This is a genomic window from Actinacidiphila oryziradicis (assembly GCF_005047355.1).
In the GTDB taxonomy this organism is placed as follows: Bacteria; Actinomycetota; Actinomycetes; order Streptomycetales; family Streptomycetaceae; genus Actinacidiphila; species Actinacidiphila oryziradicis.
Genome location: NZ_SUMC01000003.1, coordinates 155,561 through 169,699 on the forward strand (window position 1 = coordinate 155,561; position 14,139 = coordinate 169,699).

Here is a 14,139-nt window from a genome sequence, read left to right on the forward strand (position 1 = left end):
GTGGCCCCGCCCGCCGGTCAGGGGAAGCGGGCGGAACCACTTTGTTCCTACACGATACAAAACCGGGGCGCTTCGCGCCAGCGGCTTCCGGATGCTGTCAGTCCGCCACGTACTGGAGGAGGCCCCACGTGAAGTGCGCCACCCGCCGCGCGCCGTCCGCCGGGTCGGTGAAGGCCAGCCGCCAGCGGGTGGGCGCGTCGCCCTCCATCGGGACGACCGCCGGGAAGGCGGCGGCCACCTCGTCCACCACGCAGCACCAGGGCGCGAGGTCGGCGGCCGTGCGCAGCTCGGGAGAGGACGCGCCGGGGGCCCGTACGAGCCACTCGTTCCAGACGGCCCCGCCGCCGCCCGGGGCGACCAACACCTCGAAGCGCAGACCGGGCCAGAGCGGTACGGGCCACAGCAGTGCCCGGCACGACAGATCGCCGACCTGCCGGACGGCCGTGGTCTCCGGCGGCCCGAGGATCACGCGGTAGCGGCGTTCGCCGCGCGGGAAGGTGCGCGAGTGCTGCCAGGCCTGCCAGCGGCGGTGCGCCTCACGCAACCCGGCCCGGGTCGCCCCGAGCGTTCGGAGCGCGTCCCCGACCAGCTCCGGCTGGTGGTCCGCCATCCGGCGCAGCAGCACGAGCTGGAACTCAAGCGGCCCGAAGCCGTCAATCGGCACCCCCCGATCCTAGGTCCTGTCCCGGCGCACGCTACTGCGCCCGCGGGATCAGACGCAGGCGTACCTCTTCTTCCTGGTCGCCCGACACATGGCCGAGCTCCTCCGCCTCGAAGACATCCTCAAGTACGTCCCTGACCTGGTGGACGAACACGGGGCAGCCCGAGAGGCCAACGCTGACGGCACCGGCGAGAGGAGACGGCCGGGACTCGGCCGCGGCACGGGTCATGGCATCGACATCGATGGCCCACACCTTCGGATGCCCCGGCGCGCCCCCGGCCGCCGCCGAGGACTCCTGCGCCGGCTCCCGGCCGGCCGTAGCGGGGAAAGCGGTGGCGAGAGCGTCGTACACGGCGTCCACATCCTGCCGCGCGGAAGTGGTGAGAAGGACGTCGACATGGGTGTGGACGTGCTGGGTGGTCATCGCGGGTGCTCCTCCCACGGCTGCGGGCTCGGGTGCGCCTGACCGGCGCGCCGTACGCCGGGTGCCCGCCCCCGCCGCAGGTAAACGCGCGGGCGGCCCGGAGCACGCTCAGCGCCCGAGGCGCGGCTTACGCCTGGGGCCCTGTATCACCCGTGTGGCGGCCGGCACGGGTGTTATCCGGGCGCCGCTGGGGATACGTGCACAATGCCAGCAGTCCCCGCGCAGCTGATCCCTCTGCTCAAACGGCGCCACGATCCGGTCGTGGTACAGACTGTCCGCTCCGCGGTCGGCGCGACAATCGCGTACCAGGCGGCGCTGTGGCTGACCAACGAGCCGGCCCCGCTCACCGCCCCGCTGACCGCGCTGCTCGTCGTACAGGTCACCTTCTACGCGACGCTCACCACCGGGGTACGCAGAGCGGTGAGCGTGGTCGGCGGAGTGCTGATCGCCATCGGATTCGGTGCGCTCGTGGGACTGACGTGGTGGAGCCTGGGCATCCTCATCCTCGCCTCGCTGGTCACCGGCCACTTTCTCAAGGTCGACGAGTTCGTGGCCGAGGTCGCGATCAGCGCCATGCTGGTGCTCGGAGTGGCCCACCAGGCCGCGGCCGCGTGGGACCGGGTCCTGGAGACGCTGATCGGCGCAGCTGTCGGCGTACTGCTGAACGCGCTGTTCGCGCCGCCGGTCTTCCTGCGGCCCGCAGGCGAGGCGGTGGAGGACCTGGCCTGCAAAATGCGCCTGCTGCTGGAACGTATCGGCGAGGAACTCGGCCAGGGCGCGACGGCGGACCAGGCCGAGTCCTGGCTGCACGAGGCACGCCGGCTCAACAGCGAGATCGCCCGAGTGGACGCGGAGCTGTCCCGGGCCGAGGAGAGCACCCGGCTCAACCCACGGGTCCGCCATGGCATGCAGGTGCGGATCGTGCTGCGCAGCGGCCTGGACACCCTCGAGATCTGCGCCGTCGTCCTGCGCACCCTGTGCCGCTCGCTGAGCGACCTCGCCCGCCCCCGCGAGGGATACCCGCCGCTGTACGACGAGGAGATCGCCGCCGGCCTCCAGGAGGTGCTGCGGCACGTGGCCGACGCCGTCGACAACTTCGGCCGCCTGATCACCGCGCAGGTCACCGCGGGCGCCGAGCGCGCGGAGGCCCAACTCGCCCGGGCCCTGACCGAAGGGCGCGCCGCCCGGGCGCGCGTCGCACGGCTGTTGCGCTCCGAAACCGACCGGGACGTCGAGCGCTGGGAACTGCACGGAGCCCTGCTGGCCAACATCGACCGGCTGCTGGACGAACTGGACGTCGAGAAACGATCGCACTGGCTGGCGACGGAGTTCGACCGTTACACCCGGACCCGCCAGGCCCCGGGGGTGTTGCTGCACCGTATCCGGCGGCGGCCCTGAGACTTGGAGGCCGCCCCACCTATTCGCGCGGCCTCCTGTCCCGTGCGTCGTTTTCGGGCAGCCCGAAGCGGGCCGTGACCTCATGGGATCGTCGTCGCTCTCATGACGGGCTGCGAGAAGCCCCGCCGAGTCAACCAGGGCGAGGCTCCGTGCCTTCGGGCCGGGAGCCGTGTGGCGGCTCGCTGACCACGCATCCAGCCTGGTGGCGCGCCTACGGCTGCTTGGTGGCGGCCTCCAGGACGCGGCGGGTGTTCGCGCCGTAGACGCCCTTGGGGTCGCCCTGGATGTTGTTCCAGAGCTGGTAGCGGGCGACGCCGTCGCGCGTATCGGCGTCGAAGTCGCCGTCGGCCGCGCCCGTGTAGGCCCAGGTCTGCTTCAGGCGCGCCTGCATCTCGACGACCTCGGGCCCGGAGTCGCCCTCGCTCAGCACCAGCGGCGTCGTACTCGTGCCGGCGCTGCCGGAGGGGCTCACCGAGGCGACACCGACCGCGGTCGGTGTCGCTGTCGGCGAGGGGGAGGCATGGGAGACGGCGGGCAGGGGGCTCCAGGAGGGCCTCAGCGAGACCCGGCCGGGAGCGGCGGAGTAGCCGTGGGAGGCACCGGTGCCGGTGTGGGAGGGGGAGGCGCTGGCATGGGGAAGTACGGCCTCCGGACCGGGGATGTCGTCGGCGGATGTGCCGCTGCTGCGGTGCTCATCGGCGACCAGCGCGTTTGTCACCGCTGCCGCGCCCGCGAGGACGAGCGCAGCGGCCCCTGCCGTCACCGTGACGAGGGCGATCCGCCCGGGGCGGCGCCACCGGTTGGCGCCGGGTATCGGCTCGCGGTCGTCCTCCGGCAGCTGTTCGACGGCGAGCATGACGGGCAGGGGGGACGCCGGCAGCGGCTCCGTGTCCGCGGCATGCCCGGCGTCCCCGACCGAACCGGCGGGCTCCGCGGGCTCCACGGGCTCCACGAGCCCGGCCGGCCCGGTCACGTATGGCCGTACCCACAACTGGGGGTCACTCTCGATGGCCGCTTCCCGCTCCGCCGCGCGCGTCGCGCACCTGCAGCCCGGCCGGCCCTCATCGTCCGCCTCCGGTGCGCCGCACACTTCACAAGTCGTCAACGGAACCTCCTTACTGATCACACTGATTATCCAGAACCAGCCGCTTCCGGAACGCTTGTTCTCATATCCTTGGCGCGCGGAGCGTATGAAAAGGGGGAATATTGGTCCCCATGGCGCAGCACACCACGGCCCCCACGGCGGTGCCGGGGCAGTTCAGCAGCAAGCGGTCGGTGAACGTGGCGGTCGGCGCGCTCGCACTGGGCCTGCTGCTTGCCTCGCTCGACCAGACGATCGTCTCCACCGCGCTGCCCACCATCGTCAGCGACCTCGGCGGCATACAGCACCTGTCCTGGGTGGTCACCGCGTATCTGCTCGCCTCGACGGCCGCCACCCCGCTGTGGGGCAAGCTCGGCGACATGTACGGCCGGAAGAAGCTCTTCCAGTCCGTCATCGTGATCTTCCTGATCGGCTCCGCGCTCTGCGGCATCGCCCAGAACATGGGCGAGCTGATCGCCTTCCGCGCCCTTCAGGGCCTTGGCGGCGGTGGCCTGATCGTGCTGTCGATGGCGATCGTCGGCGACATCGTGCCGCCCCGTGACCGGGGGCGCTACCAGGGCGTGTTCGGTGCGGCGTTCGGCGCCAGCAGTGTGCTGGGGCCGCTGCTCGGCGGGGTGTTCACCGAGCAGCTCAGCTGGCGCTGGGTCTTCTACATCAACCTCCCCATCGGGCTGATCGCGCTCGCCGTCATCGCCGCCGTACTGCACATCCCCGTCCGCCGCACCACCCACCGCATCGACTACTGGGGCATGGCCGCCGTCGCCGCGGCCGCGACCTCACTGGTGCTGATGACCTCACTCGGCGGTACGACGTGGCCCTGGGACTCCTGGCAGATCACCGGTCTCGCCGTGCTGGGCGCGCTGCTCATCGCCGTCTTCGTCGCCATCGAGCGGCGCGCCGCCGAACCGGTGCTGCCGCTGGCGCTGTTCCGTAACCGCACCTTCGCGCTCTGCTCTATGATCTCCTTCATCATCGGCTTCGCGATGTTCGGCGCGCTGACCTACTTGCCGACCTTCCTGCAGGTCGTACACGGCTACTCGCCGACCCTGTCCGGTATCCATATGATCGCGATGGTCATCGGCCTGTTCATCGCGTCCACCGGCTCCGGCCAGATCGTCGCCCGTACCGGCCACTACAAGATCTTCCCGGTCCTCGGCACCGCGATCACCACCATCGGGCTCCTGCTGCTGCACCGGCTCGACGCGTCGACCAGCACCTGGGTGATGAGCTCATACCTCTTCGTCTTCGGCTTCGGCCTGGGCCTGGTCGTGCAGGTGCTGATCCTCGCCGTGCAGAATGCCGTCGGCTACGAGAACCTCGGCGCCGCCACCTCCGGCGCGACCTTCTTCCGGTCGATCGGCGCGTCCTTCGGCGTGTCCATCTTCGGCACCATCTTCAACCACCTGCTGACCGACAAGCTGAGTTCGCTGCGCGCGGTCGCCGGATTCAATCCCGGCCGGGCGGAGGCCGACCCGCGTGCCATCGGCCAACTGCCCGCCGCGATCCGGGGGCCCGTGCTGCACGCGTACTCCACCTCCATCACCACCGTCTTCCTGGTGGCCGCGCCCGTCGCGTGCCTCGCCTTCGTCCTGGCCTGGTTCCTGAAGGAGCAGCCGCTACGGGGATCGGTCACCGTCCCTGACGCCAGTGAGACGATCGGCACCAACCCCGTCCAGCGGTCCTCGGCCGACGAGGTCGCCCGCGGCCTGTCCGTCCTGGGCACCCGCGAGGCACGGCGTGACCTCTACACACGCATCACCGCCATGGCCGGCCTCGACCTCCATCCGACCTCCAGCTGGCTGCTCCTCAAGCTCGCCCGCACCGGCCCCGTCGATCCCGTCGAGCTCGCCCGGCGCGCCACCGTGCCCTCCCGCCTCATCGAAAAGGCCGCCGTCGAGATCGAGACCCGCGGCCTCGCCGTCCGCGAGGGCAACCCGCTGGTCCTCACCGACCGAGGTCGCGAGGTCGCCGCGCAGCTCGCCGCGGCACGCCGCAAAGTCCTCGCCGAGCTCCTCGGTGACTGGCAGCCCGAGCGTTACGCCGAAGTGGCCGAGCTCCTCAACCGGCTCAGCGGCGAGCTGTGCGGCCACGACTCCGACCGGCCGGACCGGTTTGGGCACGCGGAATTCGGCAAGCCGACCAAGTAGCCGAACGCACGTGCGCACCAAGGCTATTAACCTTCGGGAGGCACGCCCATGTCCATTGGCACGACCATCATCGTTATCGTCGCGGCCGTCCTCGTGATCGCCGCGGTCATTGTCGCCCTGTCTCGGCGGCCCACTCTCGGCGGCAGTAACATGCGCCGTCATTTCGGCCCCGAGTACGACCGGACCGTCGCCCGCCATGGTGGCGACAAAGCGGCGGCCACGGAAGAGCTCCAGGAGCGGCTGCAGCGGCACGGCGATCTGAAGCCCCGTCCGCTGCCCGCCGGGGCCCGCGAGCAGTACACGGCCCAATGGGCCGTTATCCAGGAGCACTTCGTGGAATCGCCGGCAAAGGCGGTGGCCGAGGCCGACCAACTGCTCGCCCGACTCGTGAGCGAGCGCGGCTACCCGGCCGTGGAGGAGTACGACGAGCAGGTCGCCGCCCTGTCAGTGCATCAGCCCCGGCACGTCGAGGCCTACCGCGACACCCACGCCATCGCGCGGCGCGCAGACGACGACCAGACCTCCACCGAGGAGCTGCGCTCCTCGCTGCTCCACGCCCGCAGCCTGTTCGAGGAACTGGTCGCCGCCGGCCCCCACCCCGACGGGGACCCTGCCAACAGCCGGGACACCGCCAAGCACGGCGCCGGCCGCCTCAACCTGCGTGCCCTGCACCGCGGTGGCGCGTAACCGCGTAACAGGGCGAGCGACGAGCGACGAGCTGCCCAGGACGACTAGCTACGGAGTGAGTACCCATGACCGAGCGCCAAGACCAAGACCAGGAACGGCCGTACACCGACGGCACCGACGCCCAGGCCGCTTCCGATTCCCGCCTGCGCAAGCGCGACACCCAGGTCCCGCCCCCGCCCGGCGCCCCCGGCAAGCAGGAGCCCCAGGCCCGGCAGGCCGTGGCCTTCAGCCGGCCCGACGCGCGCCCCGACAGCCGCACGGGCACCACGGCGGACGGTCGCAAGGACACCACGGCTGACAGCCGCACCGGCACCACTGCTGACGCCCGGCCCGGCACGCGGACCGACACCTCGACCTCGATCCGCGAAGGCGAAGTCCGCCCCGACAAGCCCCGGTACACGCCCCAGAGCGGCCAGGACGACTCGGCCCGCACCGGCAGCCGTAACGGCACTGCCGCGAGCACCAGCAACGGCGCTGCCGCCAACACCCGCAACAGCGATGTCCTGCTCGAACGGGGCGAGGGCGACAAGCTCGGCCTGCGGCTGCAACAGGCCGTCGGCGGCTTTGTCGACCAGCCCCGCAAGGCGGTCGAGGAGGCCGACTCCGTCCTCGAAGCGGCCGCCGCACGCCTCACCGAAGGCATCACCGCCCGCCGCCGCGCCCTCCGCGCGGCCTGGGAGGGCGACGCCGCCAAGAACGGCACCGAGGAAATGCGGATCGCCCTGCGCGACTACCGCGATCTCGTGCAGCGACTGCTGCACGCCTGAGTCACGGCCCTGGAGCCCGACGCGGCCGGTCCGGCGCCGTCGGGCTCCACCTCGCGCGTCAGCCTTGCTTCGGCGCCGCCTGCTGGACGACTTCGAACGACCACAGGACCGAGTCGGCAGCAGCGGGCTTGGGACGCTCGCCCCCAGCGTCGCCCCCGCCACGGTGGGCAGCCTGCATGGGGCCGGACATCCAGTTCTGGAAGTCCTCTTCGCTACGCCACCGGGTATAGACGAGGTACTTGTCGGTTCCCTCGACCGGACGAAGAAGCTCGAACCACTCGAACCCATCGGAGCCTTCCACGGCGCCTGCACGCGAGGCGAAGCGCTTCTCAAGGACTTCCCGCTGCTCCGGGGGTACGGTCAGGGCGTTGATCTTGACGATACTCATGTGTCCATCCTGCCGCAGCACCACACAGGCCGCTGGCTGGGGTGGCCCGCCGCCGGCGGTAAATGGCGTGTGGACGCCGCGCCCCTTGTGGGACGCTCAGGCGGCAATGCCTCCCACACAGGTATGAGAGCCATGTCCGACGTCGACGCACATTCAGTGGCCGCGCTTTTCTCCCGGGGCCGGCTGACCGCGATTCCCCGCAGGGCCGCCCGCCGCGAGCAACTCCTCGCGCACCTTGCGGAGACCCTGTTCGAGCGGGAACGTGCCAGCCCCAACGCACCGAGTTCAAGAGCTCGGCTCGTAACCACATGGAATGTACCGCTCCAATGCCTCGATTCGGCGGTGCCTGGGCTGGTGGAGGTGCGTACGATGCGCCAGGGCCTCCTGACCAGGGACGACCCGATCGAGTTGAAGGTCATCCTGTGCGAGTCGGTGATCCAGCAATGCATCGGGAGCAGGGAGACCATGCGGGCACAACTGCAGCGGCTGGTTGAGGTCGAGCGGCAGCCGAATGTGACGTTGCAGGTACTGCCCCATGCCGCAGGTGCGCATCCCGGCCTCAATGATCCGTTCACGGTGCTGGGATTCGCGGCCGGTGGTGATCCGGATGTTGTGCTCGCGGAGAACCTGACCAGTAGCCTCTACTTCGAGGACAAACGCGAGCTGGGGCGCTACCAGTGGGCCTTTGATCGGCTTACGGCGATGGCCGCGTCACCGCGTACGGCCGTGACCATGCTCAAGAAGGCGATCAAGGAACTCACATGACGATACACGCCCCCAACGCGGAGATCCTCGAAGCGCAGTGGGTCACCTCCTCGTACAGCGGTGGGGGCAATGACTGCATCCAGGCCGCCGCCCTGCCCCGTGGCCTGCACGCGGTCCGAGACTCGAAGAACCCGGCCGGTCCGGCCCTGCTGATGGAACGGGCTGTTTGGCAGTCCTTCGTCCAGGGGGTACGGAGCGGGAGGTTCAGCCAGTAGACGGTCGGCGCAGAGGTGACCGGGCTGGACAGGCTCCGGCCTGCTGACCTGCTGTCTGACGAGCTACGCACCCAAGACCAGAGGCTTACGCGTCGCTCCTGAGCCGGTCGCGCTGGATCTGGTAAGCGAGGGCGCGACGCACAGAGGCTGATGCGGTGGTGGTGACCTTCGAGGGGACGTCGAGACCACGGCTGATCTCGTCGTACGCGTCCCGATAGCTGCCGGGCATCTCTGCCTGATGCAGCATCAGGTCCTCTTCGACGAGGCGCCGCAGCTCGTCGACGTTCTGAGGGGTGAAGCGCTTTTTTCCCCGGGCGATGGCGTTGACGGAGCGCGTACAGCGGGCGGTGTCGTAGAAGGTGTCGGAGATTTCCTCGGCGAGGCCCCACAGGCGCCCTTCGAGCCAGGGCACGTCGTGCTGGTCGAGGGAGAGCCCCATCAGGGGCAGTGGGTCGCCAATCCTGTACTTCGTCACCTGCTTGGACACGGCGGGCTGACTCATGTCGGCGAGCTGGGCAATTCTGTCCTGGGTCCAGCCGAAGCCGGCGAACAGCTTGATCATTTCCGTGCGCAGCTTCCGCATCTCCTCGCCTGCACGGATGACGTCGTTCATGTCGGCGAGCATCCGCTCGGCCTGTTCCTCGGTCAGCGTCTCGGGGTTCTGATGCGCGTCCTCTTCGCCTGCCATAGCTCGGTTATACACCCGAGTCTCGCCATTATAACCAGGTTGTATAACCGAGTTATGGCTGACAGGATCTATGTCATGCCTACCTTCTCCGCACCTGACGGAACCCTGCTCACGTACCGCATACACGGAGACGGCGACCCGGTCGTCTGCATCCCGGGAGGTCCAACGGACTCCCTCTACCTCGGCGACCTCGGCGGCCTGTCCACGCACCGCCAGCTGATCGTTTTGGACCTTCGCGGCACCGGACGGTCCGCGATTCCCGAAGACCTCTCCTCCTACCGCTGCGATCGCCTGGTCGACGACGTCGAGGCGCTGCGCGAACACCTCCGGCTCCCCCGGATGGACTTGCTCAGCCACTCCGCCGGCACGAATATTGCGACGCAATACGCGGCCCGGTATCCGAAGAACGTCAGCAAGCTCGCCTTGATCGGCCCGGGTACCCGAGCTGTCGGTATAGCGATCACTGGGGAGACGCGGCGCGAGCTCGCGCAGCTTCGGAAGAACGAGCCGTGGTTCCCGACTGCGTTCGCCGCCTTGGAGGCGATCGTTGAGGGCACGGGCAGTGACTGGGAGGTCATCACTCCGTTCTTCTGCGGCCGGTGGGACGCCGCAGCACAGAAGCACCATGCAGCCAGCCAGCCGAGCAACAAGGAGGCTGTCGCTCTCTTCGCGGCCGAGGGTGCCTTCGAGCCGGAGACCACTCGTGCGGCGCTCGCCGCTTGCGAGGCCCTCGTCCTGCTGCTCGCCGGGGAGTTCGACTTGAACAGCCCCCCTCAGTCGGCAGCCGAGTTCGCGGGGCTGTTCCCTGACGCCACGCTCGTGGTTCAGTTGGGGGCGGGTCACTACCCCTGGCTCGACGACGCCGACCGGTTCGTGACGACCACTGCAGCATTCCTGGGTTGATGACCTGCTTCAGGCCCTGGCCTGGCCCGCTGGAGCGGAACTCGAAGTGGTAGACGCCCATTGACCCTACGTGTACGCGACCCGCAGCTCCTTGACGCCGTTGATCCACGCGGATCGCAGCCGCCGGGGTTCGCCGGTGAGCCGGATGTCGGGGATGACGTCGGCGATGGCGTTGAAGATGAGGTTGATCTCCATCCGGGCGAGGTTGGCGCCCAGGCAGAAGTGCGGGCCGCCGCCGCCGAAGCCGAGGTGGGGGTTGGGGTCGCGGGTGATGTCGAAGAGCTCGGGGTGGTCGAAGACCTCGGGGTCGTTGTTGGCGGAGGAGTAGAAGATGCCGACCCGGTCACCCTTCTTGATCTTGGCGCCGCCGAGCTCGGTGTCGCTGGTGGCGGTGCGCTGGAAGGAGGAGATGGGGGTGGCCCAGCGGACGATTTCGTCGGCGGTGGTGGCGGGGCGGTGGGCTTTGAAGAGGTCCCATTGCTCGGGCTGGGTGAGGAAGGCGTGCATGCCGTGGGTGATGGCGTTGCGGGTGGTCTCGTTGCCGGCGACGGCCAGTACGAGGACGAAGAAGCCGAATTCGTCCGTCGTTAAGTTGCCTTCGTCGGAGGCGGCGACAAGCTTGGTGACGATGTCGTGGGCGGGGCAGGTCTTGCGGTCGACGGCCATGTTCATGGCGTAGGCGATGAGTTCCATGGCGGACTCGGTGCCGACTTCCTCGGTGATGGCCAGCTCGGGGTCGTCGTAGGCGACCATCTTGTTGGACCAGTCGAAGATCTTGGAGCGGTCGTCCTGGGGGATGCCGATGAGTTCGGCGATCGCCTGCAACGGCAGTTCGGAGGCGATCTCGGTGACGAAGTTGCCCTCGCTGCGGGCGGCGGCGCCGGAGACGATGCGCTGGGCGCGCGATCGGAGGGCGTCCTCCAGCGCGCGGATGGCGCGGGGGGTGAAGCCGCGCTGGACGATCTGGCGGAGCCGGGTGTGCTCGGGCGGGTCCATGTTGAGGATGATCAGCTGCTGGGCGTTGATCTGGTCGCGGGTCATGTGCTCGTTGAAGCGGATGATCGCGGTGTTGGTGTGGGACGAGAAGACCTCGGGGGCCGTGGAGACGGCCTTGACGTCGGAGTACCGGGTGACGACCCAGTACCCGTCGTCGTCGAAGCCGGCGATGCCGTGCGGCTGGGCGTTCCACCAGACGGGGGCGGTCCGGCGGAGCTGGGCGAGTTCCGGGAGCGGTACCCGCTGCTGGTAGATGTCCGGGTCGGTGAAGTCGAAGCCCTCGGGGAGGGCAGGGCAGCTGGGCATCGACGGCTCCATCTCTGACGGTCCATCAGATCTGTTGCGGAAGGTAGTTCCAGGACCTACAAGTGGCAAGAGGTATGCGTGCACGACTCTTGCGCCCCCGTACCGCGGGTAAGCAGACTGCAGGTGGAACTAGAACGTGTACTAGTTCTGCCGTGGGCGCCGGGACGCCCCGCGGCCTACGAGAGGACGAGGTCATGGCCGCAGAACCCGTCATCGTCGAAGCGGTACGCACCCCCATCGGCAGGCGCGGTGGCGCGCTCGCCAATCTGCACCCCGCCTATCTGCTGGGCGAGACCTACCGCGAGCTGCTCGGCCGCACCGGCATCAAGGCCGACGCTGTCGAGCAGATCGTCGGCGGCACGGTCACCCACGCCGGGGAGCAGTCGATGAACCCCGCGCGCAACGCCTGGCTGGCGGTCGGCCTGCCGTACGAGACGGCCGCGACGACCGTGGACTGTCAGTGCGGGTCGTCGCAGCAGGCCAACCACATGGTCGCCAACATGATCGCTGCCGGCGTCATCGACATCGGCATCGGCTGCGGGGTCGAGGCGATGTCCCGCGTGCCGCTGGGCAGCGGCTCCAAGCACGGGCCGGGCAAGCCCTTCCCCGACGAGTGGAACGTGGACCTCCCCAACCAGTTCGAGGCCGCCGAGCGGATCGCCCGGCGGCGCGGGCTTTCCCGTGCGGACGTGGACCGCTTAGGGGTGCTGTCCCAGCAGCGGGCCGGCCAGGCCTGGGCCGAGGAGCGCTTCAAGCGCGAGACCTTCGCCGTGCAGGTCCCGACCACCGAGGACGAGCAGCTCTCCGGGCAGGGCATGTGGCGCCTCGTCGACCGCGACGAGGGGCTCCGCGACACCAGCATGGACGCGCTTGCCGGGCTCAAGCCGATCATGCCCACCGCTGTGCACACCGCCGGCAACTCCTCCCAGATTTCCGACGGCGCCGCCGCGGTGATGTGGGCCTCCAAGCGGATGGCACGGGCGCTCAAGCTGCGGCCCCGGGCCCGCATTGTCGCGCAGGCGCTGGTCGGAGCCGATCCGCATTACCACCTGGATGGGCCGGTGGACGCGACCCGGACGGTGTTGGGGAAGGCGGGGATGTCCATGAAGGACATCGATCTTGTCGAGATCAACGAGGCGTTCGCCTCCGTAGTGCTGTCGTGGGCGCAGGTCTTCGACCAGGACCTGGACAAGGTCAACGTCAATGGCGGCGCCATCGCCCTCGGGCATCCTGTGGGTGCCACCGGCGCCCGGTTGATCGCGACGGCGCTGCACGAACTGGAGCGTGCGGACAAGGAGTTCGCGCTGATCACGATGTGCGCGGGCGGCGCGTTGGCGACCGGCACGATCATTCAGCGGGTCTGACTGCACCGGGCGCCTCCGGCGTGGGCCCTTCCCGTCTGCGGTGGTTGCCGATCCTCCCCCAGCTACCGTTGGGGGAGGATCGGCAACCCCGGTAGAGGGGACGCAACCGCGCTGGCTCAGCAGGACAAACCCAGCCCGTCCGGCGCTTGTGGGGGCACCTCCTGGGGGCACCTCCCGGCCGAAGGCTGGGGGAGGTAGCTGGGGGAGGCTCGGCACCCCCGGCAGAGGAGGCGGGGCCGTACCGGGGGCGCCCGGCGCCGCCACGGCCGGCCCGGCGAGGGCTACGCGGCGCGGTATGCCACCGGGTCCGTGCCCGGGACGGGCTCCGCGAGGCCTGCTTTGACCAGGCGGCGCAGGTGCGCCTCCGCTTCGGCGACGGCGATGTTGCGGGAGCCGAAGGGGATCTGCGCCCAGGGGCGGTTCCACTCCATCACCTCGGCGAGCTGCCAGGGCGTGCGGGCGGTGCCGGTGATCAACTGCCGCAGTCCGGCCAGCCGGGCGGCATGGTGTGCCAGGAGCTCGCGCACCCGGCCACCCGCGTCCGCGAACGCGTACTGGTGGGCGGGGAGCACTTCGGCCGGGTCGAGGCGTCCGATGCGTTCCAGGGAGTCGAGGTAGTCGCCGAGCGGGTCGGTGACGGTCGCGTCTTCGGGGTCCTCGTAGAGGCCGATGTGCGGGGAGATCTCCGGCAGCAGGTGGTCGCCGGAGAAGAGCCGGCGGGACTCCTCGAGGTAGAGGCATACGTGGCCGGGTGTGTGGCCCGGCGTCCAGATGGCGCGGAGCCGGCGCCCGGCGAGGTCCACCAGTTCGCCGGGGAGGATCTCGCGGTCGGGGAGGGCGGCGTGCAGCCCGGGGAGGGTGCGGAGGCCGCTGCCCTGGAGTGGGGCGAGGTGTTCGGGCGGTGCGCCGGCGGCGGCGAGTTTGGCGGCGAGGTAGTGCAGCCAGGTGGCGGGGTCGGCGGCCCTGGTGCGCCGGATGACGTCGGTGTCCGCCGTGTGCATCGCGATCCAGGCGCCGGAGGCTTCCCGGACCTGGCCGGACAGGCCGTGGTGGTCGGGATGGTGGTGGGTGACGAGGATGCCGTGGATGTCGGCGACGGTTGTGCCGATCTCCTCCAGCCCGCGCCGGAGCGTGTCGTACGACGCCGGGTCGTCCCAGCCGGTGTCGATGAGGACCGGCCCGCGACCGGTGTCCAGCAGGTGCACCAGCGTGTGGCCGAGCGGGTTGTCGGGGATCGGGACCGGGATGCTCCAGACCCCGTCACCGTGATCGGTCACCTGCCGCATGGTCTTCCCCTTCGCCGGGTCGGTCGTACGCATTGCCCACCC

The 14,139-nt window shown here is 69.8% G+C and carries 15 protein-coding genes; 8 read left to right on the forward strand and 7 right to left on the reverse strand.

The genetic code is table 11. The features are described from left to right. Positions 1 to 97: 97 nt before the first annotated feature. Together FCI23_RS04695 and FCI23_RS04700 are read right to left on the reverse strand one after the other, a co-directional pair. Entirely contained in the window at positions 98 to 610 is a 513-nt protein-coding gene (locus tag FCI23_RS04695; RefSeq protein WP_136722297.1) for a hypothetical protein, read from the reverse strand. Between the two features lie 85 nt (positions 611 to 695). Next, complete coding sequence (locus FCI23_RS04700; RefSeq protein WP_136722157.1) at positions 696 to 1,085, reverse strand: hypothetical protein; 390 nt, start codon at positions 1,083 to 1,085, stop codon at positions 696 to 698. A 261-nt stretch (positions 1,086 to 1,346) separates the two neighbouring features. Between FCI23_RS04700 and FCI23_RS04705 the strand changes: the two genes are divergently transcribed. Then, positions 1,347 to 2,483 (forward strand): aromatic acid exporter family protein, encoded by a 1,137-nt coding sequence (locus tag FCI23_RS04705; RefSeq protein WP_322973801.1) that lies wholly within the window; start codon positions 1,347 to 1,349, stop codon positions 2,481 to 2,483. Positions 2,484 to 2,694: 211 nt separating this feature from the next. Here FCI23_RS04705 and FCI23_RS04710 read toward each other — a convergent pair whose 3' ends face one another. Further along, positions 2,695 to 3,588, reverse strand: a complete 894-nt coding sequence (locus FCI23_RS04710) for a peptidoglycan-binding domain-containing protein (RefSeq protein ID WP_136722159.1) — start codon at positions 3,586 to 3,588, stop codon at positions 2,695 to 2,697. A gap of 110 nt (positions 3,589 to 3,698) precedes the next feature. Here FCI23_RS04710 and FCI23_RS04715 point away from each other — a divergent pair, with 110 nt between their 5' ends. The 3 genes from FCI23_RS04715 to FCI23_RS04725 all read left to right on the forward strand — a co-directional run bounded on the left by FCI23_RS04715 (position 3,699) and on the right by FCI23_RS04725 (position 7,186). Then, entirely contained in the window at positions 3,699 to 5,732 is a 2,034-nt protein-coding gene (locus tag FCI23_RS04715) for an MFS transporter (protein WP_136722160.1), read from the forward strand. Positions 5,733 to 5,780: 48 nt separating this feature from the next. Further along, positions 5,781 to 6,419, forward strand: coding sequence for a hypothetical protein (locus FCI23_RS04720; RefSeq protein WP_211265207.1), 639 nt, complete (start codon positions 5,781 to 5,783; stop codon positions 6,417 to 6,419). Between the two features lie 65 nt (positions 6,420 to 6,484). Further along, entirely contained in the window at positions 6,485 to 7,186 is a 702-nt protein-coding gene (locus FCI23_RS04725) for a hypothetical protein (RefSeq protein ID WP_136722161.1), read from the forward strand. A gap of 58 nt (positions 7,187 to 7,244) precedes the next feature. On the opposite strand, the gene FCI23_RS04730 is transcribed toward FCI23_RS04725, so the two are convergent. After that, positions 7,245 to 7,574, reverse strand: coding sequence for an antibiotic biosynthesis monooxygenase family protein (locus tag FCI23_RS04730; RefSeq protein WP_136722162.1), 330 nt, complete (start codon positions 7,572 to 7,574; stop codon positions 7,245 to 7,247). Between the two features lie 132 nt (positions 7,575 to 7,706). Here FCI23_RS04730 and FCI23_RS04735 point away from each other — a divergent pair, with 132 nt between their 5' ends. Further along, on the forward strand, positions 7,707 to 8,339 hold the full coding sequence (locus tag FCI23_RS04735; protein ID WP_136722163.1) for a DUF5753 domain-containing protein: 633 nt from the start codon (positions 7,707 to 7,709) through the stop codon (positions 8,337 to 8,339). Beyond that, positions 8,336 to 8,554: a DUF397 domain-containing protein gene (locus FCI23_RS04740; RefSeq protein ID WP_136722164.1), complete on the forward strand. Its 219-nt coding sequence runs from the start codon at positions 8,336 to 8,338 to the stop codon at positions 8,552 to 8,554. The genes FCI23_RS04735 and FCI23_RS04740 overlap by 4 nt, the downstream gene beginning before the upstream one ends. An 85-nt stretch (positions 8,555 to 8,639) precedes the next feature. Here the strand turns inward: FCI23_RS04740 and FCI23_RS04745 are convergent, their stop codons facing one another. Next, positions 8,640 to 9,242: a sigma-70 family RNA polymerase sigma factor gene (locus FCI23_RS04745; RefSeq protein WP_136722165.1), complete on the reverse strand. Its 603-nt coding sequence runs from the start codon at positions 9,240 to 9,242 to the stop codon at positions 8,640 to 8,642. Positions 9,243 to 9,317: 75 nt separating this feature from the next. On the opposite strand from FCI23_RS04745, the gene FCI23_RS04750 reads away from it, so the two are divergent. After that, positions 9,318 to 10,145 (forward strand): alpha/beta fold hydrolase, encoded by an 828-nt coding sequence (locus tag FCI23_RS04750; RefSeq protein WP_136722298.1) that lies wholly within the window; start codon positions 9,318 to 9,320, stop codon positions 10,143 to 10,145. A gap of 66 nt (positions 10,146 to 10,211) precedes the next feature. Here the strand turns inward: FCI23_RS04750 and FCI23_RS04755 are convergent, their stop codons facing one another. Next, the gene (locus FCI23_RS04755) at positions 10,212 to 11,447 is read right to left on the reverse strand and encodes a cytochrome P450 (protein WP_136722166.1); all 1,236 of its coding nucleotides are present in this window, start codon (positions 11,445 to 11,447) and stop codon (positions 10,212 to 10,214) included. Positions 11,448 to 11,641: 194 nt separating this feature from the next. Here FCI23_RS04755 and FCI23_RS04760 point away from each other — a divergent pair, with 194 nt between their 5' ends. After that, positions 11,642 to 12,811: a steroid 3-ketoacyl-CoA thiolase gene (locus tag FCI23_RS04760; protein ID WP_136722167.1), complete on the forward strand. Its 1,170-nt coding sequence runs from the start codon at positions 11,642 to 11,644 to the stop codon at positions 12,809 to 12,811. A gap of 281 nt (positions 12,812 to 13,092) precedes the next feature. Here the strand turns inward: FCI23_RS04760 and FCI23_RS04765 are convergent, their stop codons facing one another. Then, positions 13,093 to 14,097, reverse strand: a complete 1,005-nt coding sequence (locus FCI23_RS04765; RefSeq protein WP_136722299.1) for an MBL fold metallo-hydrolase — start codon at positions 14,095 to 14,097, stop codon at positions 13,093 to 13,095. Positions 14,098 to 14,139 lie beyond the last annotated feature (42 nt).

What these genes read in the sequence shown, in the direction of transcription:
- FCI23_RS04695 (WP_136722297.1), bottom strand. Translation starts at nt 610, where the DNA reads ATGGCGGACCACCAGCCGGAGCTGGTCGGGGACGCGCTCCGAACGCTC.
- FCI23_RS04700 (WP_136722157.1), bottom strand. Translation starts at nt 1,085, where the DNA reads ATGACCACCCAGCACGTCCACACCCATGTCGACGTCCTTCTCACCACT.
- FCI23_RS04715 (WP_136722160.1), top strand. Translation starts at nt 3,699, where the DNA reads ATGGCGCAGCACACCACGGCCCCCACGGCGGTGCCGGGGCAGTTCAGC.
- FCI23_RS04720 (WP_211265207.1), top strand. Translation starts at nt 5,781, where the DNA reads ATGTCCATTGGCACGACCATCATCGTTATCGTCGCGGCCGTCCTCGTG.
- FCI23_RS04725 (WP_136722161.1), top strand. Translation starts at nt 6,485, where the DNA reads ATGACCGAGCGCCAAGACCAAGACCAGGAACGGCCGTACACCGACGGC.
- FCI23_RS04730 (WP_136722162.1), bottom strand. Translation starts at nt 7,574, where the DNA reads ATGAGTATCGTCAAGATCAACGCCCTGACCGTACCCCCGGAGCAGCGG.
- FCI23_RS04735 (WP_136722163.1), top strand. Translation starts at nt 7,707, where the DNA reads ATGTCCGACGTCGACGCACATTCAGTGGCCGCGCTTTTCTCCCGGGGC.
- FCI23_RS04740 (WP_136722164.1), top strand. Translation starts at nt 8,336, where the DNA reads ATGACGATACACGCCCCCAACGCGGAGATCCTCGAAGCGCAGTGGGTC.
- FCI23_RS04745 (WP_136722165.1), bottom strand. Translation starts at nt 9,242, where the DNA reads ATGGCAGGCGAAGAGGACGCGCATCAGAACCCCGAGACGCTGACCGAG.
- FCI23_RS04750 (WP_136722298.1), top strand. Translation starts at nt 9,318, where the DNA reads ATGCCTACCTTCTCCGCACCTGACGGAACCCTGCTCACGTACCGCATA.
- FCI23_RS04755 (WP_136722166.1), bottom strand. Translation starts at nt 11,447, where the DNA reads ATGCCCAGCTGCCCTGCCCTCCCCGAGGGCTTCGACTTCACCGACCCG.
- FCI23_RS04760 (WP_136722167.1), top strand. Translation starts at nt 11,642, where the DNA reads ATGGCCGCAGAACCCGTCATCGTCGAAGCGGTACGCACCCCCATCGGC.
- FCI23_RS04765 (WP_136722299.1), bottom strand. Translation starts at nt 14,097, where the DNA reads ATGCGGCAGGTGACCGATCACGGTGACGGGGTCTGGAGCATCCCGGTC.